Raw genomic sequence first — 21,409 nt, forward strand, 5'->3', positions numbered from 1 at the left:
AGAGGGGCCGTTGGGCAGGGCTGTGTGGTGGTTCAATTTCCTCGGACACCTCGATAGGTGGAAAATCCACTGAATAGAGGAGTCATTCATGAGCCGTAAACGCAGAACATTCGATGCCAGTTTCAAGCTGCAAGTCGTCCAGATGATCAAGGACCAGGGCCTGAGCATTACGCAGGTCTGCCGAGATATGGACCTGGGAGAGACGGCAGTTCGCCGCTGGATTCAGCAATACGAAGCCGAACTGTCGGGACAGGCGGGAGTGGGTAAGCCGCTGACACCCGAGCAGCAGCGGATTCGTCAGTTGGAGGCCGAGAATCGCCAATTGAAGCAGGACAACGACCTGCTAAAAAAGGCTTCGGCCTTCTTTGCCCGCGAACTGAAGTGATTTACCGATTAATCGCTCAGCAGCAGAAGAAGGTCGGGATTACGCGGCTGTGCCGGCTGCTGGGTGTCAGTCGGTCAGGCTACTACACCGCGCAGCGCCGCCCCTTGCGCCCATCCCTGCACTGCCCGGTAGCCGCCTCCCTGAAAGCCCTGTTCATGAGCTGCGGGCGTACCTATGGGAGTCGTCGCCTCCACGCCGCCCTCAACTCCGAAGGCGTGCGCGTAGGACGCTACCGAGTCCGCCGGCTGATGCGCGAGCACCGGCTTCGGCCTGTCTGGAAGCGCAAGTTCGTGCACACGACCAACAGCAAGCATGACCTGCCGATAGCCTCCAATCTGCTGGCCCGCCAGTTCGATCCTCCGGCCGTAAACCAGGCCTGGGTGGCGGATATCACCTACATCCGTACCCGTCGAGGTTGGCTGTACCTGGCCGCGGTGATGGACCTGTATTCGCGCAAGATCGTCGGCTGGGCGATGGCACCGAACATGCCGGCGGAACTGGTCTGTTCGGCGCTACAGATGGCGATTGCTCAGCGGCAGCCAGCACCAGGCCTGGTCGTGCACTCGGATCGTGGTAGCCAGTACGCCAGCGAGGTTTATCGTGCGCTGCTCAGGCGGCATGGCCTAGTTTTGAGCATGAGCCGCAAGGGGAACTGCTGGGACAACGCCGTCATGGAACGTTTCTTCCTGAACCTGAAAATGGAGCGGGTCTGGCAACGTGACTACGCCAATCATGCCGAGGCTATGACCGACATCGCCGACTACATCGTCGGCTTCTACAACAACGTACGTCTGCACTCCAGCTTGGGCTATCTGCCACCCACCAGCTACGAGCGCAGGCCACCCAGACAACCTATCGAAGTGTCCGAAATTATTTGACCACCACACTGGATGTTCTGGCGTTAGCCGGCAACACCGCAAGTTCCAGCTGAAACCATTCCTTTTCTCGGCACGGACAAGCCCCCTCTCCCTTCAGGGAGAGGGTTGGGGAGAGGGAACGGCGTCAACCTCAGACACCGAAGCCACCGGGTAACTCCGTTCGCGAGCAAGAACTAGGCGTCCCCCTCGCTCCTGCAAGAAGCCCGCACACCCTCACTCCTTCTTCCCCGCATAGCAAACCGGCGAACTCCCCTCCCCCACCCTTTCCATCTCGTCCTCGAGGAACTCCGCCAGCACCCGCGCGTTGTTGTGCTCGGTGTCCTTCGCCGCGTAGAGCAGCGTCAGGTCGCCCTTGCCGGCGATGCCCAGCAGCTTCCACCAGTGCTCCGGGTGCGCCGCCAGCTCGGCGTGGTAGGCGCGGCGGAATTCATCGAACAGGCTGGGATCGTGGTGGAAGCGCTGGCGCAGTTCGTTGGACGGCGCCACCTCCTTGAGCCATTCGTCCAGGTGCAATTCCTCCTTGCTGATGCCCCGGGGCCAGAGCCTGTCCACCAGTACCCGGTAGCCGTCTTCCGCGGCCGGGGCCTCGTAGGCCCGCTTGTAACGAATCATCGGATGCCTCCTTTTGCGACAGTCCCTACCACTGTAGCCCTTGAGCGGGTGCCCCCGGCTCGGTAACGTGGGCGCATTTTTCCGGGAGCCCTACCTCATGCGTCCAGCCCGCCTCTTCCTCTATGCCCTGCTGCCCCTGTTCGCCGCCTGCCAGGTGTGGAAGCCCGAGCCCACCCGCCAGGATGCGCCGACGCGGGTCCAGGGCGAGATCACCCGCCAGGACGGCGGCCTGGTACTGCGGCCGTGCAACGAGCAGCGCCAGTTCAACCTGGTGGACGGCCCCGACAGCGCCGTGGCCCGCGAGTCCCGCGACCTGTTCGCCGATGGCGCCGGCAAGCTGTTCATCGACGCGCGCGGCGCCTACTCCGGCGGCCAGGCCAGCAACACCGACGGCAAGTTCGAGGTGCGCTCGCTGTACCGCCTGCAGAACGAGGGCCATGGCTGCGACGACCCCAACTTCCGCCAGACCATCGTCCAGGCCGGCGGCAACGAGCCGGGCTGGAGCGTGATGGTCAACGCCCAGGGCCTGCTGCTGCAGCGCCCCGGCCAGGCGGACCAGGTGCTGCCCTACGTGGTGGAAAGCGTGCCCGGCGGCAGCAGCAGCTATTCCACCGAGGCCAATGGCGAGAAACTCGAGCTGTGGGTAGCCCCGGCACGCTGCGTCAACGACATGAGCGGCGCGGTGAGCAGCCTCACCGCCGAGCTGCGCCTGGACGACAAGGTCATGCGCGGCTGCGCCTACCCCGGCGCCGCCTACCAGGAGTAGGCCGGCCCGTCACAACCCCAGCGTCGGCAGCGCCTCGGGCAGTGCGCTGCCCTGCTCCACGCAGGCGCGCACCGCGTCGATCAGCGGCTCCAGCTGGAAGCCCTGCTGGATCAGCCACAGCGGGTCGTAGTAGCTGGTGGCATAGCGTTCGCCGCCGTCGCAGAGGATCGCCACCACCGAGCCGGATTCGCCGCGCGCGATCATGCCCTGCGCCGCCAGCAGCGCGCCCACCAGGTTGGTCCCGCTGGAGCCGCCGACGCGCCGCCCCAGGCGCTGCGCCAGGTAATGCATGGCCGCCAGCGACCAGGCATCGGGCACCTTGACCATGGCGTCGAGCACCGCCGGCAGGAAGGAAGCCTCCACCCGCGGCCGGCCGATGCCCTCGATGCGCGAGCCGCAGTCCAGGGTCAGGCTGCGGTCGCCGGTGCGGTAGGCGTCGAAGAACACCGAGCGTTCGGCGTCGGCGCAGAGCACGCGGGTCTGGTGCCGGCGGTAGCGGGCGAAGCGCCCGAGGGTGGCCAGGGTGCCGCCGGTGCCGGGGCTGGAGACCAGCCAGGCCGGCTCGGGGAAGCGCTCGTGGCGCAGCTGCTGGAAGATCGATTCGGCGATGTTGTTGTTCGCCCGCCAGTCGGTGGCGCGCTCGGCGTAGGTGAACTGGTCCATGAAGTGGCCGCCGCTCTCGCGGGCCAGGCGCTCGGATTCGGCGTAGATCTGCGTGGGGTCGTCCACCAGGTGGCTGCGGCCGCCGTAGAAGGCGATCTGGGCGATCTTCTCCTTCGAGGTGCTGGCCGGCACCACGGCGATGAAGGGCAGCCCCAGCAGGCGCGCGAAATAGGCTTCGGAAATCGCCGTGGAGCCGCTGGAGGCCTCGATCACCGGCGCCCCCGGCTTCAGCCAGCCGTTGCACAGCGCGTAGAGGAACAGCGAGCGCGCCAGGCGGTGCTTGAGGCTGCCGGTGGGGTGGCTGGACTCGTCCTTGAAGTACAGGTCGATGCCGGGCAGGCCCGGCGCCTCCAGGGGGATCAGGTGGGTGTCGGCGCTGCGCTGGAAGTCCGCCTCGATGATGCGGATGGCTTCGCGGGTCCAGTCGCGGATGTCGATGGACATGGGGCGTTTCCTCGTTCGGTCAGTCGAGCACCCCGGCGGGCGCGGGCGTGGCGCTGCGCCACTGGCTGAGGGCGACGCCGGCGAACACCAGGGCGGTGGCCAGCAGTTGCTGGCCGTTTAGGCGCTCGCCCAGCAGCAGCCAGGCGAACACCAGGGTGAACACCGGGATCAGGTTGATGAAGCCGGTGGCCTGGCTCGCCGGCAGCCGGCTGACGCCGAAGTTGTACAGGCCGTAGGCGCCGACGGTGACCACGCTGCCCAGGTACACCAGGGCGAACAGCCCCTGGCCGCTGGGCGCCGGCGGCAGGCCCGAGCCGACGGCCGCCAGCGGCAGGAAGAAGACCGAGCCGATGAAGGCCTGCATGGCGGTCAGGATGAACGGCGAGTAGCGCGCCGACAGGTGCTTGAGCAGCAGCGTGTAGCCGGTGGCGCAGACCATCGCCAGCAGCTCGAAGAAGTTGCCCAGCAGCGGCTGCGGCGCGTGCTGGTCGGGCTCGCCGGCGAGGGTCAGCCAGAGCGCGCCGAGCACCGCCAGGGCGAAGCCGGCCCAGGTGTTGCGCGCCACCCGCTCGTGCAGCAGGAGGAAGGCGCCGACCGCCACCAGCAACGGCAGCAGCGCGGTGATCATCCCGGCCTGGGCGGCGCTGGTGTACTGCAGGGCGAAGGATTCGCAGACGAAGTACAGGCACGGCTCGCACACCGCCAGGCCCATCAGGTACTTCCAGTCGCCGCGCCGGTACTCCATGCGCCCGCGCCAGCGCCAGGCGGCGAGGAAGATCAGGCTGCCGATGGCCATGCGGGCGAAGATCACCCACATCGCCGGCCATTCGGCGAAGGCCAGCTTCAGGGCGATGAAGGAACTGCCCCACAGCGCCATGGCCAGGACCAGGCATGCCAGGGCGAAGGGCCGGGACTGCTGCACGGGACGCTCCGAGAAATGAATCCCCGCAGTATAGAAGCGCGCCGCGGGTGGCCGACAGGCACAGCGCCGGGGGAAAACTGTAATGGCCCCGCCAAGGCTCTTCGTAGGGCGCATAACGCCTACGGCGTTATCCGCCGTTGCCCTCGGCCTCGGTGCTCGAGCCAGCGGCGGATAACCGCGAACGGTTATTCGCCCTACGCGTTCACCTGCCCCGTTCCCAGCGACGGATGATCGCGGATAAATCCGCGCCACCATCCCAAGGAGTGGTCCTACTCCCAAGGCTCCCCGCGGGTACGCGGCATGCGCGGCAGGCGCGCCTGCATGGCAGCCTTGGCCAGCAGGTGGGCGCTGACCGGCGCGGTGATGAACAGGAACAGGGTGATCAGCACCTCGTGCAGGCTCACGCCGCTGCCGCTGCTGAAGTACAGCAGCGAACCCAGCGCCACGCCGCCCACGCCGAGGGTCGAGGCCTTGGTCGGCGCGTGCAGGCGCGTGTAGAAGTCCGGCAGGCGGTACAGGCCCACGGCACCGAGCAGGGCGAACAGGCTGCCGCCCAGCAGCAGCGCGCTGACGAGGATTTCCACGAACAGGTTCATTCGATGATGTCTCCGCGCAGCAGGAACTTGCACAGCGCCACGGTGCTGACGAAGCCCATCACCGCGATCAGCAGCGCCGCCTCGAAGTACAGGCCGCTGCCGCGCCAGATGCCGAACAGCAGGATCAGCGCGATGGCCTCCACCGACAGGGTGTCCAGCGCCAGGATGCGGTCGGCCGCGCTCGGCCCTCGCACCAGGCGCGCCACCGTCAGCAGCAGGGCCAGGGCGATCAGCGCCAGGCACAGCGGGATCACGTAGGCGAGCATTCGAACACCTCCTTCAGCGGCGCCTCGTAGCGCGCCTTGATGTCCGCCACCAGGGCCTGCGCGTCGGGCACGTCGAGGCCGTGCACCAGCAGGCTGCGGCGGTCGGCGCTGAGGTCGGCGGAGACCGTGCCGGGGGTCAGGGTGATGACACTGGCGAGGATGGCGATGGGCAGGTCCTCGCGCAGCTCCAGCGGCACCTCGACGAAGCCCGGGCGCAGGTCGCGAGTCGGCCCGAGCACCAGGCGCGCGACCTGCAGGTTGGCCATGACGATGTCGTACAGCACCAGGCCGATGAAGCGCAGCAGCAGGCCCGGGCGCCGGATGCGCAGCGGCGCCAGCAGCATGTCGCGGCACAGCAGCGGCAACGCCAGGCCGAGCACGGCGCCGAGCAGCCAGTGGCCGAAGGAGAAGTCGTCGACCAGCAGCACCCAGCCCAGCAGCAGGCACAGGCTGAGCAGCGGATGCGGCAGCAGGCGGCGGATCATGCGCCACCTCCGGCCAGGATCGCCCGGCGGTAGAGGTCGACGTCCAGCAACTGCTCCGCCGTGGCCTGCAGGTAGGCCTGCAGCGGCTTGGCGAACAGCACCAGGAGCACCGCCGAGGCCAGCAGCGCCACCGCCGCCAGCAGGCGCAGCGGGTCACGCTCGGCGCTGCCGAGGGCGGTGCGCCCGGTATTCCAGAACAGCGTGCTGCCGGCGCGGCTGAGGGCCACGGTGACCAGCAGGCCGCTGCTCAGAACGATGGCCCACAGCGCCAGGGCCTCGCCGCCGCTGGCCGAACGCAGGATCAGCAGCTTGGCGAAGAAGCCGGAGAACGGCGGCAGGCCGGCCACCGCGATGGCGCCGACGAAGAACAGCGCGCCCAGCAGCTGCGGCTGCAGCAACGCCGGGCCCTGCACCAGCAGGCCGGCCTTGTCGCCGCGCTGGCGGGCGATCAGGTCGGCGAGCAGGAACAGCCCGCCCACCACCCAGGTGCTGTGCAGCAGGTAGAACAGCAGCGCCGCCAGGGACTGCGCCGAGCCCAGCGCCAGCACCGCCAGCTGGGTGCCGGCGGACACCACCACCAGGTAGGCCAGCAGGCCCTGCAGGCGGGTGGCCGCCAGCGCCCCGAAGGTGCCGGCCAGGATGCCCGCCAGGGCCAGCGGCCACAGCCAGGCCTGGGCCAGGTTGGCCAGCTCGCCGGCGTGGTCGCCGAAGATCAGCGTGTACACCCGCAGGATGGAGTAGATGCCCACCTTGGTCATGATCGAGAACAGCGCCGCCACCGGCGCACTGGCCTCGGCGTAAGCGCGCGGCAGCCAGAAGTACAGCGGCAGCAGCGCCGCCTTGAGGCCGAACACCACCAGCAACAGCAGCGCCGCGGCGCGCACCAGGGGCGCATCGGCCATACCCAGCTGGGCCACGCGGCCAGCCATGTCGGCCATGTTCAGGGTGCCGGTCACGCCGTAGAGCACGCCCACGGCGATCAGGAAGAACGCCGAGCCCACCAGGTTGAGCACCACGTAGTGCACCCCGGCGCGCACCCGCCCTGCCCCGCCGCCGTGCAGCAGCAGCGCGTAGGAAGCGATCAGCAGGATCTCGAAGAACACGAAGAGGTTGAACAGGTCGCCGGTGAGGAAGGCGCCGTTGAGGCCCAGCAACTGGAACTGGAACAGCGCGTGGAAGTGCTTGCCGCGGCGGTCGTCGCCGCGCAGCGCGTACAGCAGCGCGAAACTGGCCAGCAGCGCATTGGCCAGCAGCATCAGCGCGCTCAGGCGGTCGAGCACCAGGATGATGCCGAACGGCGGCTGCCAGTTGCCCAGGGCGTAGAACTGCACCTGGCCACCGGCGGCCTGTTGCAGCAGCAGCGCGCTCAGCGGCAACAGCGCCAGGGTGGCCAGCAGCGAAAGCCCCCGCGCGGCGCGCGAGGCGTGCCCGACGAGCAGCAGCAGGCAGCCGGCGAACAGCGGCAGCAGGACCGGGGCGATCAGCAGATGGTTCATTCGCCCTCCTCCCGCGCCTTGCCGTCGACGTGGTCGTCACCGGTCTCGGCCAGGCCGCGCAGGGCCAGGACGATGACGAAGGCGGTCATGGCGAAGCCGATGACGATGGCGGTCAGCACCAGCGCCTGCGGGATCGGGTCGCCGGGATGGGCCACCTGGCCCAGCACCGCCGGCTCGCCGGCCAGGCGGCCCATGGCGAAGAGGAACAGGTTCACCGCGTAGGAGATCAGGGTCAGGCCCAGCACCACCGGGAAGGTGCGCGCGCGCAGCAGCAGGTACACGCCGCTGGCGGTGAGCAGGCCGAGGGTGATGGCAAACAGCGCTTCCATCAGCGGGCCTCCTTGGCCGGCGCCGGCTCAGGCGGCGCGTTCAGCTCGCCGAGGCCGGCGAGGATCAGCAGGGTCGCGCCCACCACCGTGAGGTAGACGCCCAGGTCGAAGAGCATGGCCGTGGCCAGCTCGAACTCGCCCACCAGCGGCAGTTGGAAGTGGCCGAAGGACGAGGTCAGGAACGGATAGCCGAAGGCCCAGCTGCCCAGGCCGGTGAGGCCGGCGACGAACACCCCCAGCCCCGCCCCGCGTGAATAGCTCAGCGGCAGGCGGGTACGCACCCAGCGGCTGCCGCAGGCGATGTACTGGAGGATCAGCGCCACCGCGGTGACCAGCCCGGCGATGAAGCCGCCGCCCGGCAGGTTGTGCCCGCGCAGGAAGATGAACACCGCCACCAGCAGCGCCAGTGGCAGCAGCAGCCGGGCCAGGGTCGCGAGGATCGGCGGGTGGGCGTCGGCCGACCAGGCCAGGCCCTCGGCGTCGCGCGCGCGGCGCGGCAGGCGCAGGCCGTCGAGCAGGGCGAAGATGCCCACCGCGGCGATGGCCAGCACGCTGATCTCGCCCAGGGTGTCAAAGCCGCGGAAGTCGACCAGGATGACGTTCACCACGTTGTGCCCGCCGCCCCCGGAAACGCTGTGCTGCAGGTAGTAGCCGGCGATGCTGTCGTAGGGCCGGCTGAACACCGCGTAGGCCAGCAGCGCCACCATCACCCCGCAGGCGACGGCCACCAGGAAGTCGCGCAGGCCGCGCAGGCTGCTGCTTTCCTTCGGCGTGCGCTGCGGCAGGTAGTAGAGCGCGAGCATCAGCAACACCATGGTCACCACTTCCACCGCCAGTTGCGTCAGCGCCAGGTCCGGCGCGGCGAAGCGGGCGAAGGCCAGGGCCACCAGCAGCCCGGCGATGCTCAACACCACCAGCGCCACCAGGCGCTGGCGGTGGAAGACCGCGGTCAACGGCCCGGCCAGGGCCAGCAGCGCCAGGCACAGCGCGGTGACCGGGTCGACCTCGACGAAGGCGCGGCTGCCGGCCAGCGCGGGCAGGCCCGCCAGGCCGGTGCAGACCACCACCAGCGCGGCCAGCAGCAGCCAGAGCACGTAGCGTTGCAGCGAGCCGTTCTCCAGCAGGGCGGTGAGGCCGCTGGCGAAGCCTGCCAGCCGTTGCACCTGCGCCTCGAACACCTCCTTGGCGTCCACCGCCGGCAGACCGGCGAACCAGGCGAACAGCGGCCGACGCTGCAGGTACAGGGCGATGCCGCCGACCAGGGCGATCAGGCTCATCGCCAGCGGCGCGTTGAAGCCGTGCCAGATCGCCAGGCTGTAGGCCGGCAGCGCGCCGTTCAGGCTCGCCGAGGCGGCCGCCGCCAGCAGCGGCGCCACCGTCCAGGCCGGGGCCATGCCGACCAGCAGGCACAGGCCCACCAGTATCTCCACCGGCACCTTCATGTAGCGCGGCGGCTCGTGGGGCGTCTTCGGCAGGTCGACCGGCTCGCCGTTGAAGAACACGTCGTGGATGAAGCGCACCGAGTAGCTCACCGAGAACAGCGTGGCGACGGTGGCCAGGGTCGGGATCAGCCAGTTGAAGGCGCCGGCCATGTTCTGCGAGAGGGTCTCGCCGAAGAACATCTCCTTGCTGAGGAAGCCGTTGAGCAGCGGCACCCCGGCCATGGACGCCGAGGCCACCATGGCCAGCACCGCGGTGTGCGGCATGTACTTCCACAGCCCGTTGATGCGGCGCATGTCGCGGCTGCCGGTCTCGTGGTCGATGATCCCCGCGGCCATGAACAGCGAGGCCTTGAAGGTGGCGTGGTTGATGATGTGGAAGATCGCCGCGACGTTGGCCATGGGCGAGTCCAGGCCGAACAGCAGTGTGATCAGGCCCAGGTGGCTGATGGTCGAGTAGGCCAGCAGGCCCTTGAGGTCGTTCTGGAACAACGCCAGGAAGGCGCCCAGCAGCAGCGTCGCCAGGCCCGTCAGGCCGACCAGGTAGAACCACAGGTCGTTGCCGGCCAGCGCCGGGTACAGGCGTGCCAGCAGGAACACGCCGGCCTTCACCATGGTCGCCGAGTGCAGGTAGGCCGACACCGGCGTGGGCGCCGCCATGGCGTGGGGCAGCCAGAAGTGGAAGGGGAACTGCGCCGACTTGGTGAACACGCCCAGCAGCACCAGCACCAGGATCGGCGGGAACAGCGCGCTGGCCTGCAGCACCCCGCGCGCGGCGAGCACGTCGCTCAGCTCGAAGCTGCCCACCACCTGGCCGATCAGCAGGATGCCGGCGAGCAGCGCAAGGCCGCCGCCACCGGTGACCGCCAGGGCCATGCGCGCGCCGCGGCGGGCGTCCGAGCGGTGGTTCCAGAAGCCGATCAGGAGGAACGACGACAGGCTGGTGAGTTCCCAGAACCCCAGCATCAGCAGCAGGTTCTCGCTGAGCACCACGCCGAGCATGGCGCCCATGAACAACAGCAGGAAGCCGTAGAAGCGCCCGGTGGGCTCACGCTCGGAGAGGTAGTAGCGGGCGTAGAGGATCACCAGCAGGCCGATGCCGAGGATCAGCAGGGCGAACAGGAAGCCCAGGCCGTCCAGGCGCAGGCTGAGGTTCAGGCCCAGTTCCGGCAGCCAGTCGTAGCGCGCCAGCAGCCGTTCGCCGCCGAGCACGCCGCGCTGGGCGAACAGCAGCCCCAGGCCCAGCAACGGGGCGACGGCCGCCGCCGCGGCGCAGGCATTGCGGCCCAGGCGTTCGAACAGGACCGGCAGGCAACAGCCCAGGAAAGGCAGCGCGATCAACAGCGCCAGCATCATGACCTTCTCCTTAATCTTTCAGACACGGCTGACTTACCAGGAAAGCCGTGGAGCCGAACGATTATCCATATCTATCGAACGCGCGTCTTGGATAGAACTATTACGAAAGGCTGGGAACGGAAAAAAGCGCTGTCCGGAAACGATAGCGCGCGACACCGGAAACCGGGGTCGCGCGCCAGGAGCCGTTGCCGCCCGGATGGGCGGAGCGATCAGTGGGAAACGCGGCTGGTGCCGTTGACGGTCAGGATGCGCACGCGCTCGCCGACGCGGAAGATGGCACCCTGGTCGACTTCCTGCACGTAGGCGCGGGAGCTGCCGTCGTCTTCACGCACGGTGATCTCCACGCCCTGGGTGCGGGTCAGGCCTTCCTCGGTGGCCGCGCCCAGCAGGCCGCCGGCCACGGCACCGATGATGGCGGTCACGTAGCTGCCCTTGCCGCCACCGATGGCGCTGCCGCCGATACCGCCCACGGCAGCACCCGCCGCGGCGCCGATCGGCGTCTTGGTGCCCTCGATCTTCACCGGGCGCAGGGCTTCGATGGTGCCCCAGCGTACGTTCTGCACGGTGCGGGCCTCGTCACGGCTGTAGGTGTCGCCGGTCAGGCTGGACTGGCAGCCGCCGAGGGCCAGGGCCACTGCAGTGAAACCGGCGAGCAGGAAGGCGGATTTACGCATACGGAAACCTCCGGATAGATATGTGAATATTAGACTCTGCCGCGCCCCTTGCTGTCACGCCGGCCAAATCAAAGTTTTCGTTCGATTCAGCCACCGTACAGCTTCTTCCTACAGCTGCGGCAAAAGCGCACGTTCATCCCCGATTCCGCTTGGGGTAAGGTCAGCGTCCCCGCGAGGAAGGCCCCATGGACTACTTCATCATCGTCGTCACCACCGCCGCCGGCCTGTACTTCCACTGGTGGCTGTTCGTGCGCATCCGCCGCTGGATGGACCGCGACCTGGCGCTGTCGCTGGCCGGCGACGATCCGCAAAAGCGCGAATACCTGCTGCACTGCCTGCAACTGGCCCGTGACGAAGGCGTGTCGCGCAGCGACCTGCCGGCGTGGCTGCAGCGCGCCGCCGACGACTACCGCGCCGGCTGAGCCAGGCTCCACAGGCGCGCCAGCTCCTCGGCGCGCGCCTCCAGTTCCTCCGCGGCGCCCGCCATGGCCTCGGCCAGGCTGACGGGCCCCGGCACCAAACTGAAGGCCGCGGCGATGCCGGCCTCGTGCAAGCGCCCGTAACCCGGCCCCAGGCTGCCGGCCAGGGCGATCAGCGGGACGCCCGCGGCATGCGCCGCCCGGGCCACGCCGATCGGCGTCTTGCCATGCAGGCTCTGCTCATCCAGGCGGCCTTCGCCGGTGATCGCCAGGTCGGCGCCATGCAGTGCCTCTGCCAGGCCGGAAACCTCGGCCACCAGTTCCACGCCGGGACGGAAGCGCGCCTTGAGGAAGGCCCGCGCGGCAAAGCCCAGGCCGCCCGCCGCGCCGACGCCGGGGAACAGGCTGTGATCCTGGCCCAGGGTGCGGGCGGTGACTTCGGCGTAGCGCGCCAACGCGGCGTCGAGCTGACGGACCTGCTCGGGGCTGGCGCCCTTCTGCGGGCCGAACACCGCCGAGGCGCCGTGCTCGCCGCACAGCGGGTTGTTCACATCGGCGGCGACTTCCACCTCGACCTCGGCCAGGCGCGGGTCGAGGCCCGCCAGGTCGATCTCGTGCAGTTCGGCCAGGGCCGCGCCGCCGTCGCCCAGGGGCTCGCCGCTTGTGGCGAGGAAACGCGCGCCCAGGGCCTGCAGCAGGCCCATGCCGCCGTCGTTGGTGGCGCTGCCGCCGAGCCCGAGGATGACCTTGCGCGCCCCGGCATCCAGCGCCGCGCGGATCAGTTCGCCGGTGCCGTAGCTGGTGGTGCGCGTCGCATCGCGCTGCGCCGGCGCCACCCAGTGCAAGCCACTGGCGGCGGCCATCTCGATCACCGCGGTGCCCTCCTCCAGCCAACCCCAGTGGGCCCGCACCGGCGCCCCCAGCGGCCCGCGCACCTCGCATTCGCGACGTTCGCCGCCGGTGGCCGCCAGCACCGCATCCACGGTGCCCTCGCCGCCGTCGGCCATGGGCCGCAGCAGGATCTCGTCGAGCGGCCGCGCCCGCGACCAGCCTCGGGCGATGGCGGCAGCGACCTCGGGGGCGGACAGGCTTTCCTTGAAGGAGTCGGGGGCGATGACGAGTTTCATGGAGCGGTCCGTGGGCAGGGCGAGAGGAGGCATCCTACACCGCATTACCAACGGTTTCCCTGTAGGGCGAATAACCGTTCGCGGTTATCCGCCGCTTGACCTTGGCCGTATCCCACTCGGACTCATGCCGGGAACCGGGGCGGACTGCGGGTTCGGCTCGACCATGGTGTCGATGATGGAATGGGTGTAACGGCGTACAACCGTGAACGGTTGTACGCCCTACGCCTGTAGGAGCAACTGTCTTGCAGGCTGCGCCGGGGCGCTCCTACATAGGAGGGCGCGGAGCTTTGTACGAGCCGGCGTAGGATGGCGTTGAGCGAAGCGATACCCGTCACCGTGACCGCATGGGTTTCACAAGCTCAACCCATCCTACGAAAAGTGCCGTGCGGGGATCAGGGCGCCAGGCGCTCGCGTTGCCAGGCGCCATCCACCAGGCGGTAGTTCAGGCGGTCGTGCAGGCGGCTCGGGCGGCCCTGCCAGAACTCGAGGCGCTGCGGCAGCAGGCGGTAGCCGCCCCAGTGGTCCGGGCAGTGCGGGGCGACGTCCATGAAGCGCTTCTCGGTCTCCGCCAGCATCCGCTCCAGTTCCTCGCGACCGCTGATCACCCGGCTTTGCGGCGAGGCCCAGGCGCCCAGGCGGCTGCCCAGCGGGCGCACCCGGTAGTAGGCGTCGGACTCTTCCACCGAGACCTTCTCCACGCGGCCCTCGATACGCACCTGGCGCTCCAGCGCCGGCCAGAAGAAGGTCATGGCCGCGCGCGGGTTGGCCGCGAGCTGCTCGCCCTTGGCGCTGTCGTAGTTGCTGAAGAAGGTGAAGCCGCGGTCGTCCAGCCCCTTGAGCAGGAGCACGCGGCAATGCGGCTGGCCGTCGGCGTCCACCGTGGCCAGGGTCATGGCGTTGGGTTCGACCGGCAACTGCTCGGTCTTCACCGCGTCCTCGAACCATTGCTGGAACAGGACGAAGGGCTCTGCGGGCGCCTGGGTCTCGCAGAGTCCGTCCCGGGTGTATTCGCGGCGCATGTCGGCCAGGGTCTGGGCCATCGTCGTCTCCTCAGGAAAGCCAGTGCCATAGCTTAACCAGTGGAAAGCGGGATTGCTTGACCGGCGACAAGCGCCGCGTGGCTTCAGTTGCTTTGGGCCAGGGCCAGCAGGCCGCCGCGGGGGTCAGCATGACTTCGACGCGGCGGTTCTTGGCGCGGCCGGCCTTGGTCTTCTCGTCGGCGATGGGCTGTGCGTCGCCGACGCCCTTGTAGCGCAGGCGGTCGTTGCCCAGGCCGCTGAGGCGGAAGATCGCGGCGATGGCCACGGCGCGCTGCTGGCTGACCTTGTCGTTGGTCGCCTTGTCGCCGCTGCTGTCGCTGTGGCCGAGGATGAACACGCCGGCCTGCTGGTCCTTCTCGACCACCTTGGCGACATTGGCCAGCGGCGCCAGGGTGATCGGCAGCAGCAGTTCCGGGCGCTTGGGATTGAAGGAGCCGTCCACCGGCGCGGTCAGCACCAGGGCGTTGTCGCGGCGTTCGACGCTGAACTTGCTGCCGGCCACGGCGGCGCGCACCGAGGCTTCGTACTGGTCCAGCCAGGCCTTGGTGTCCTGGGCGCTGGGCGCGGCCACCGGGTTTTCCGCCTTGGCCTGGGCCGAGGCGGAATCGCCGAAGGGCCACCACCAGTGGCCGCCGGCCGACTTGTCGGTGGCCGCATCCACCTGGGCCACCACCGGACGGGGCGCCTCGGCGGGAGCCTTGGCCTCGGCCCGGGCGCTGGCCGCGGAATCGCCGAACGGCCACCACCAGTGGCTGCCGCCCTCGGCCTTGGCCTGGCTGGGCGCCGGCGCGGCGGCGTCCTGGGACTGGAAGTGGCTGCAGGCGCCCAGGGCGACGCAGAGGGACAGGGTGGAAAGCTTGAGCAGTCTCATGGGCGGACTTCCATTGGACGGTCTTGGGGCAACAGGGGCGGACACAAGTTAATGTCGCGAATCAGGATTCGAACATAACTTACTAAGGGAAATAGGTATTTTGCTCTTCAACTGACGAGCGGTGAAACCCCGACCCTATCAGCGGGGGAAAACCGCGGCCAACGCCAACGGTATTTCCCCATGAAGTCGCCATTCGAGCGGAGCCGCGGCGGAAGGTTCCGCCGCTTCGTCGGCCAGGCGCCGCGGGGCGCCTGGCCGGCGGCTTTCACAGGCAGTCGCCGGCGATGCGCGCCAGTTTCTGCGCGCGCGGGTCCATCAGCACGTAGGGGCCGAGGGTGTTGGTGACGAAGCCGAAAGCCAGGCCGCGCTCGGGGTCGGCGAAGCCCACCGAGCCACCGGCGCCGGGGTGGCCGAAGGCCTGCGGGCCGAGGCCGTAGGTGGCGTTGGCCAGCTCCGGCTGGTCTAGCATGCAGCCCAGGCCGAAGCGGGTACCGGTGAGCAGGGTGCGGTCCTCGCCGCGGGCGTGCTCGCAGGTCAGTTCGGCGAGCAGCGCGGCATCCAGCAGCTTGCCCTGCAGCAGGCCGTCGTAGAAGCCGGCCAGGGCGCGGGCATTGCCGTGGCCGTTGGCCGCCGGCTGCTGCATGCGCCGCCACTCGGGCTTGTTGGTGCTGGTGAGGATCGACGGCGGGTTGGTGAAGGCGCGGGTGCTCAGGGCGGTCGGCTCGCTCATCAGGGTGCGCAGCAGGCGCTGCGCCGCGGCGTCGCCGAGGTTGCCCTTGGCCCGGGCGATGTGCGCCACGCGGGGGAACTCGGCATCGTCCAGGCCGATGTGGAAGTCCAGCCCCAGGGGCCTGGCGGTGCGCTCGACGATGGCGGTGCCGGGCTCGCGGCCATCCACCCGGCGGATCACCTCGCCGATCAGCCAGCCGTAGGTGATGGGCGCGTAGCCATGCTCGCTGCCCGGGGTCCACCAGGGTGTGTCGGCGGCCAGCGCGGCGGTCATCGCCTGCCAGTCGTACAGCGCCTCGGCGGGCAGCATCTCGTGCAGCGCCGGCAGCCCGGCGCGGTGGCAGAGCAACTGGCGCACGGTGATGGCCTGCTTGCCGGCGGCGGCGAACTCCGGCCAGTAGCGCGCCACCGGGGCGTCCAGCTCCAGGCGGCCCTCGCCCACCAGTTGCAGGGCGGCCACGGCGGCGAAGGTCTTGGTGCAGGAGAACAGGTTGAGAAGGGTGTCGGCCTGCCAGGCCTGGCCCTCGTCCTTGCCGGCGTTGCCGGCCCAGAGGTCCACCAGGGTCTCGCCGCCGACCTGGATGCACAGCGCGGCGCCCCGCTCCTGCGGGTCCTCGAAGAGCGCGGCGAAGGCGTCGGCTACGGGGGTGAAGCGGCTGTCGCAATGGCCTTGCAGGGACATGGGGCACTCCAGGCTGGGGACGAAAGGCGCATTCTTCCAGCACCCCGCCGGCTTGTGAACCCGACCAGGGTAGGGCCGCGGCCATCATGGCCGCGGCGAATGCCGTTCTATTGCACCGCCGGCGCCTGCTGCGCGGCGCTGGCGGTGGCGTCCGGATCGACCCGCGGGGTGGGCGCCTCGGGCGCTGCCTTGGCGGCGGCGCGGGCCTCTTCCAGCATGGCCTTCATCACTTGCTGGTTGCCCTTGCGCACCGCGTCGATGAAGCCGGTGAACGGCAGGTCGGTGATGCCGACCAGGCCGATATGGCCGTTCTCGCCGTCGAGCAGGCGGCCGCTGGCGGGCTGGTCGAGGTACTGGAACCAGTGCGCGCCGACGATCTGCGGGTCCTTCACCGCGGCGGCGAGGAACTGCTGGTAGCGCTCGCCGCGCTGCTGTTCGTTGTACACCTCGGAGACGCCGCCCCAGAACGGGCCGCGGTCGCGCGAACCGAAGTGGAACTCGCTGATCAGTACCGGCTTGTCGAGGCTGCGCACGTAGGCGGCGTCGTAGCCCTGCTGTGGCGTCGGCGCGTAGAGGTTGAAGCTCAGCAGGTCGCAGTACTGCGCACAGGAAGCCAGGGCCTCCGGGGTGTTCACCGAGAAGCGCCCGCCCAGCAGCAGGTGGTTGGGGTCGTGCCAGCTCAGGGAGTCGCGCAGGGTCCTGAAGTACTGGTCGGCGTACAGGCGCAGGAAGGCGCTGTAGTCCTGCTCGATGGCCGGGTGTTCCGCCTGCACCGCGGGGGCCTGGTAGCCCGGCGCATCCAGGTCTTCCCAGGCGCCCAGCTCGACGCCCCAGGCCTCGGCCAGGGCCTCGTGCTCGTGGTACTTGTCCTTGAGCTGCTTGATGAAGGCGCGCTTGGCCGGGCTGTCGGTGGACAGCGCCAGCGCGCCGAAGGCCAGGGCGTAGTGGTTGCGCGGGTCGCTGCCCTGCCCGGCCCAGGCCAGCTCGTTGTCGGCGTAGTAGCCGAGCAGCCAGGGGTCTTCGCGGTGGTCGCGGGTGGCGATGGCGATGGCGCGCTCGGCGGCCATGGCGAACTTCGGGTCGAAGGGGTCGGGCATGGCGCCCCACCAGTCGTAGCCGGTGCTGACGGTGGCGTAGTCGCCGCCGATGGCCAGCGGCAGGCTGTAGGGGATGCGCGAGGCGCCGGCGAAGGCCGGCTGGCTCCAGTTGCCCAGGCCGTTGAAGCCCCAGGCGTCGAGGCGCGCCAGGGTGCGCTCCAGCCAGGCGTCGGCGGCCTGCTGGCCGCTCAGCCCGGCGGTGGCGCGGTAGCGGTTGGCAGCGTAGAAGTCGTACCAGCGGCCGTGGCCGAAGGCCCTGCCCTGCTGGGCGCCAACGCCGTCGCGGTCGTCGCTCTGGCCGTAGAAGTCGGCCAGCGGTTCACCCTCGGCGGGCAGCTCGTTGAACATGTACTCGCGGCCCTCGACGTAGGTCTGGCTGCTTTCGCTGTTCACCGTGTTCACGCCCAGGGACCAGTACGGGTGCCCGTCCGGCGTCACCAGCCACCAGCGGCCGTTGCGCTTCTCCGTGCGGAAGAAGCCGGTGGCCTGGAAGTCCGGGCCCTCCAGCAAGCCGCCGAAGGTGTCGCTGGGCTGCGCCTGGGCCTGCCATTTCTTCAGTTGCTCGCCTTCGGCCTTCCAGGCGTTGGCCAACTGCTCGATGCTCTTCACCTTCTCCGGCCAGTCGCTGCGGGTGGACTGGCCGTAGGCGTCGATGATGCCGGTGTAGGCCCGGCGCAGCTCGTCGCCGCCGGAACGGGTGCCGAAGCGGCCGACGAGGATGTCCTGGGCCGCCTTCGGGCCGCTCAGGTAGATGCGCACCGCGCCGACCTTGTTGCGCTGCAGCTCGCCGGTGACCACCGGGGCGACGATGACGCGCTGGCCGTCCAGGGTCATCGGCATCGGCACCCCGGAGCGCATGCCGAACAGTTGCGGCGCGGTGGCCTGCAGCGGCACCAGCAGGGTCTGCGCCGGGCCTGCGGGCAGTGCGACGCTGGCATGCAGGCCGGGCGTGCCGTCGAGGTTGTCGATGTCGATCTCCAGGGTCAGCGCCCAGCCCATGGCGCTCTGGATGCGCAGGCTCATGGCGTCGGCCCGGGACCAGTCCCAGCTGCCGCTGGCGGGCTTGAGGGTGAGCGTGGGGCGGGCCGCCGGGTGGAACTTCACCCGCCGCAGGACCTCGCCCTCGGGCGTGGCCTCGGCGGTGGCGCTGGGCAGGTCGGCGTCCTGCAAACCGACGTTGACCACGGCCATCGGCTTGACGAAGTTGAACAGGGTGTCGTCGCTGGGCGCGGCCCACAGCGGGGCGCTGGCGAGGCTCAGGCTGAACAGCAGGGGCAGATGCCAACGGAGTGAACGCATGCAACCTTGTCCTTGGGGCGGCGCCGGGCGCCGCCGGGGTTTGCGAGCGGGGACGGCGCGCCGCCCCCTGTACCGGGTGCCGCGCCCTACGCGATCTCGCGGCGGAACGGCGGCAGGGCGTTGAGGATGGCCTTGCCGTAGCGCTGCGTCACCACCCGACGGTCCAGCAGGGTGATGGTGCCGCGGTCCTGCTCGGTGCGCAGCAGGCGCCCGCAGGCCTGCACCAGGCGCAGCGAGGCGTCGGGCACGGCGATCTCCATGAAGGGGTTGCCGCCGCGCGCCTCGATCCACTCCGACAGCGCCGCCTCCACCGGGTCGTCCGGCACCGCGAAGGGGATCTTGGCGATCACCACGTGCTCGCAGTAGGCCCCCGGCAGGTCGACGCCCTCGGCGAAGCTGGCCAGGCCGAAGAGCACGCTGGGCTCGCCGTCGTCCACGCGGGCCTTGTGCTTGTTGAGGGTCTCCTGCTTGGACAGGTTGCCTTGGATGAGCACGCGCTTGCGCCAGTCGCGCTCCAGGCCGTCGAAGACTTCCTGCATCTGCTTGCGCGAGGCGAACAGCACCAGGGTGCCGCGCGCGCCCTCGACCATGGCCGGCAGCTCGCGGACGATGGCCGCGGTGTGGGCGGCGGCGTCGCGCGGGTCGGCCTTCAGGTCCGGCACCCGCAGCACGCCGGCCTCGGCATGGTGGAAGGGGCTGGGCACCACGGCGGTGACCGCCGCGCGCGGCAGGCCGGCGCGCATGCGGTAGCGGTCGAAGGTGCCCAGGGCGGTCAAGGTGGCGGAGGTCACCAGCACGCCGTAGGCGACGTTCCACAGGTTGCGGCGCAGGGTCTCGGCGGCGAGGATCGGGCTGGCGTTGGCCTCGATGTCGTAGAAGGTGCCACTCTCGGCCAGGGTCAGCCAGCGCGCCATGGGCGGGCTGTCTTCAGGGTCCTCGCAGGTGAAGGCGGTCCACAGTTCCCAGTTGCCCTGGGCGCGGGACAGCAGGCTGCCGAACAGCGGGTACCACTCCTCGGCCTGGTAGCTGGCGACGCCGGCGGTACCCTCGCCGTCCATGGCCTGCTTGAGCAGTTCGGTGAGGCGGGTGAAGAGGTCGGTGAGCTTGGCGAAGCCCTTCTTCAGCTCGATGCCCATCTCGCGGATGTGCTCGGGGACCACCCCGCCCTCGAAGCGGTGGCGCGGCCGTTCGCGGCCCTCCATGTCCTCGCCGGCGCGGAAGTCGCCGATCTCCTCGCAGGCGGTGAACATGAACTGCTGGTGGGTGCGCAGCTCGCGGGCCAGCTCCGGCACCTGCTCGATCAGCCGGCCGAGGTCGCCGGGCAGCGGGTTCTGCGCCAGCAGCTTGGTGAGGTTCTTCTCCACCTGCCCCAGCCAGTCGGCGGTGGCGCGCAGGCGGGTGAAGTGGGCGAAGTGGCCGATGGCCTTGTCCGGCAGGTGGTGGCCTTCGTCGAAGACGTAGAGGGTTTCCCGCGGGTCGGGCAGGATGGCGCCGCCGCCCAGGGCCAGGTCGGCCAGCACCAGGTCGTGGTTGGTGACGATGACGTCGACCTTGGTCATGCCCTCGCGCGCCTTGTAGAAGGCGCACTGCTGGAAGTTCGGGCAGTGGCGGTTGGTGCACTGGCTGTGGTCGGTGGTCAGCTGTGCCCAGTGGGCGTCCTCGATGGCTTCCGGCCAGGAGTCGCGGTCGCCGTCCCAGCGGTTGCCGGCCAGGCGCTCGATCATCTGGTTGAACAGCTTGGTGCCGCTCTCGTCGACGTCGATGCGAAAGCCCTCTTCCTCGAACAGCTGGGCGGTGGCGTTCTGCGCCTGGCCCTCCTGCAGCAGGTGGTCGAGCTTGGACAGACACAGGTAGCGGCCGCGGCCCTTGGCCAGGGCGAAGCTGAAGGCCAGGCCGCTGTTGCGCAGCAGGTCGGGCAGGTCCTTGTGGACAATCTGCTCCTGCAGCGCCACGGTGGCGGTGGCGACCACCAGGCGCTTGCCGGCGGCCTTGGCGCAGGCGATGGCGGCCAGGCTGTAGGCCACGGTCTTGCCGGTGCCGGTGCCGGCTTCCACGGCGACCACCGCGGCCTCGCCGGTGCGGTGGCCTTCCTCGTCGGCCTGGATGGTGCCCAGGACCTTGGCCACTTCGGCGATCATCAGGCGCTGGCCATAGCGCGGCTTGAGTTCCTTGGCTTCCAGGAAGCGCGTGTAGGCGCCCTGGATGGTGGCCTTGAGTTCGTTGCTGAGCATGGAGTTCCCGGGCATCGGAACACATTCCGATGCTGGATAAATTTTCAGTGGTTCGATTGGGCCGCTATCATAGCGCGCTTATTTCCAACCGCCAGCGGAGATCGCCGAATGACCGCCTTTGCCCCCGTCTACGCCCTGCACGTCCTGGCCGCCCTGGTCTGGGTCGGGGGCATGTTCTTCGCCTGGGTGATCCTGCGCCCGGCGGCCGTCGCCGCGCTGGATGCGCCGGCGCGGCTGAAGCTGTGGAGCGAGGTGTTCCGGCGCTTCTTCGCGTGGGTCTGGGTGGCGGTGCTGGTGCTGCCGGTAACCGGTATCGGCATGTTGCAGCTGAGCTTCAACGGCGTGGCCGGCGCGCCGCGCTACGTGCAGGTGATGATGGGGCTGTACGTGGCCATGCTGGCGCTGTTCCTGCGGGTGCAGGCGCTGCAGTTGCCGGAGCTGCGCCGCGCCATCGAGGCGGCCGACTGGCCCGCCGGCGGCGCGGTGCTGGGGCGCATCCGCCGCACCGTGGGCAGCAACCTGCTGCTGGGCCTGGCGCTGGTGGCGATAGTCGCCGCGCGCCCGCACTGGTAGGTACTGGCGCGGGCCGGGCCCGCGCCGGCC

19 protein-coding genes and 1 pseudogene are annotated in these 21,409 nt (G+C 69.6%); 4 read left to right on the forward strand and 16 right to left on the reverse strand.

All coding sequences use genetic code 11. The features are described from left to right. Positions 1-88 precede the first annotated feature (88 nt). Positions 89-1,263 (forward strand): IS3 family transposase gene (locus PKO50_RS23740; protein ID WP_275627392.1). Its coding sequence is split into 2 segments (ribosomal slippage): positions 89-353 and positions 353-1,263, totalling 1,176 coding nucleotides; the frame shifts between segments, so codons are not numbered across the junction. A gap of 213 nt (positions 1,264-1,476) precedes the next feature. Here the strand turns inward: PKO50_RS23740 and PKO50_RS23745 are convergent. Next, a complete protein-coding gene (locus PKO50_RS23745) occupies positions 1,477-1,875 on the reverse strand; it encodes a DUF488 domain-containing protein (RefSeq protein ID WP_275627393.1) in 399 nt (132 codons plus the stop codon). Positions 1,876-1,972: 97 nt separating this feature from the next. Between PKO50_RS23745 and PKO50_RS23750 the strand changes: the two genes are divergently transcribed. After that, on the forward strand, positions 1,973-2,641 hold the full coding sequence (locus PKO50_RS23750; RefSeq protein ID WP_109936513.1) for a hypothetical protein: 669 nt from the start codon (positions 1,973-1,975) through the stop codon (positions 2,639-2,641). 9 nt (positions 2,642-2,650) lie between these two features. On the opposite strand, the gene PKO50_RS23755 is transcribed toward PKO50_RS23750, so the two are convergent. From PKO50_RS23755 to PKO50_RS23795, 9 genes are all read right to left on the reverse strand, one after another. After that, positions 2,651-3,748 carry a PLP-dependent cysteine synthase family protein gene (locus tag PKO50_RS23755; protein ID WP_109936512.1) on the reverse strand — a complete coding sequence of 366 codons (1,098 nt, stop codon included), beginning with the start codon at positions 3,746-3,748 and terminating at the stop codon, positions 2,651-2,653. 19 nt (positions 3,749-3,767) lie between these two features. Further along, a complete protein-coding gene (locus PKO50_RS23760; RefSeq protein ID WP_275627394.1) occupies positions 3,768-4,670 on the reverse strand; it encodes a DMT family transporter in 903 nt (300 codons plus the stop codon). A 269-nt stretch (positions 4,671-4,939) separates the two neighbouring features. After that, the gene (locus tag PKO50_RS23765) at positions 4,940-5,266 is read right to left on the reverse strand and encodes a Na+/H+ antiporter subunit G (RefSeq protein WP_109936510.1); all 327 of its coding nucleotides are present in this window, start codon (positions 5,264-5,266) and stop codon (positions 4,940-4,942) included. After that, entirely contained in the window at positions 5,263-5,532 is a 270-nt protein-coding gene (locus PKO50_RS23770; RefSeq protein WP_089394387.1) for a K+/H+ antiporter subunit F, read from the reverse strand. Before PKO50_RS23770 ends, PKO50_RS23765 begins: the two co-directional genes overlap by 4 nt. Next, the gene (locus PKO50_RS23775) at positions 5,517-6,017 is read right to left on the reverse strand and encodes a Na+/H+ antiporter subunit E (protein WP_275627395.1); all 501 of its coding nucleotides are present in this window, start codon (positions 6,015-6,017) and stop codon (positions 5,517-5,519) included. The genes PKO50_RS23770 and PKO50_RS23775 overlap by 16 nt, the downstream gene beginning before the upstream one ends. Then, entirely contained in the window at positions 6,014-7,513 is a 1,500-nt protein-coding gene (locus tag PKO50_RS23780) for a monovalent cation/H+ antiporter subunit D (protein ID WP_275627396.1), read from the reverse strand. Before PKO50_RS23780 ends, PKO50_RS23775 begins: the two co-directional genes overlap by 4 nt. Further along, the gene (locus PKO50_RS23785) at positions 7,510-7,842 is read right to left on the reverse strand and encodes a Na+/H+ antiporter subunit C (protein WP_109936507.1); all 333 of its coding nucleotides are present in this window, start codon (positions 7,840-7,842) and stop codon (positions 7,510-7,512) included. The genes PKO50_RS23780 and PKO50_RS23785 overlap by 4 nt, the downstream gene beginning before the upstream one ends. Continuing rightward, on the reverse strand, positions 7,842-10,637 hold the full coding sequence (locus tag PKO50_RS23790) for a monovalent cation/H+ antiporter subunit A (RefSeq protein ID WP_275627397.1): 2,796 nt from the start codon (positions 10,635-10,637) through the stop codon (positions 7,842-7,844). The genes PKO50_RS23785 and PKO50_RS23790 overlap by 1 nt, the downstream gene beginning before the upstream one ends. A gap of 209 nt (positions 10,638-10,846) precedes the next feature. Continuing rightward, positions 10,847-11,311, reverse strand: coding sequence for a glycine zipper 2TM domain-containing protein (locus tag PKO50_RS23795; protein WP_009620666.1), 465 nt, complete (start codon positions 11,309-11,311; stop codon positions 10,847-10,849). A gap of 185 nt (positions 11,312-11,496) precedes the next feature. On the opposite strand from PKO50_RS23795, the gene PKO50_RS23800 reads away from it, so the two are divergent. After that, a complete protein-coding gene (locus PKO50_RS23800) occupies positions 11,497-11,733 on the forward strand; it encodes a hypothetical protein (protein WP_089394382.1) in 237 nt (78 codons plus the stop codon). Here the strand turns inward: PKO50_RS23800 and PKO50_RS23805 are convergent. The 6 genes and pseudogenes from PKO50_RS23805 to dinG form a co-directional block, all read right to left on the reverse strand. After that, positions 11,718-12,857: a glycerate kinase gene (locus tag PKO50_RS23805; RefSeq protein WP_109936505.1), complete on the reverse strand. Its 1,140-nt coding sequence runs from the start codon at positions 12,855-12,857 to the stop codon at positions 11,718-11,720. The genes PKO50_RS23800 and PKO50_RS23805 overlap by 16 nt on opposite strands. A 392-nt stretch (positions 12,858-13,249) precedes the next feature. Continuing rightward, entirely contained in the window at positions 13,250-13,897 is a 648-nt protein-coding gene (gene pdxH / locus PKO50_RS23810; protein WP_089394379.1) for a pyridoxamine 5'-phosphate oxidase, read from the reverse strand. A gap of 83 nt (positions 13,898-13,980) precedes the next feature. After that, positions 13,981-14,768: pseudogene (locus PKO50_RS23815) on the reverse strand (OmpA family protein). 265 nt (positions 14,769-15,033) lie between these two features. Next, positions 15,034-16,179, reverse strand: a complete 1,146-nt coding sequence (locus tag PKO50_RS23820; protein WP_275627399.1) for a serine hydrolase domain-containing protein — start codon at positions 16,177-16,179, stop codon at positions 15,034-15,036. Between the two features lie 107 nt (positions 16,180-16,286). Then, positions 16,287-18,575 carry a beta-galactosidase gene (locus PKO50_RS23825; RefSeq protein WP_275627400.1) on the reverse strand — a complete coding sequence of 763 codons (2,289 nt, stop codon included), beginning with the start codon at positions 18,573-18,575 and terminating at the stop codon, positions 16,287-16,289. A gap of 86 nt (positions 18,576-18,661) precedes the next feature. Continuing rightward, positions 18,662-20,806, reverse strand: coding sequence for an ATP-dependent DNA helicase DinG (dinG, locus tag PKO50_RS23830; protein WP_109936502.1), 2,145 nt, complete (start codon positions 20,804-20,806; stop codon positions 18,662-18,664). 108 nt (positions 20,807-20,914) lie between these two features. Between dinG and PKO50_RS23835 the strand changes: the two genes are divergently transcribed. Beyond that, positions 20,915-21,379 (forward strand): CopD family protein, encoded by a 465-nt coding sequence (locus tag PKO50_RS23835; protein WP_275627401.1) that lies wholly within the window; start codon positions 20,915-20,917, stop codon positions 21,377-21,379. Positions 21,380-21,409: the final 30 nt, after the last annotated feature.

Source organism: Pseudomonas sp. 273 (assembly GCF_029201425.1).
In the GTDB taxonomy this organism is placed as follows: domain Bacteria; phylum Pseudomonadota; class Gammaproteobacteria; order Pseudomonadales; family Pseudomonadaceae; genus Pseudomonas; species Pseudomonas delhiensis.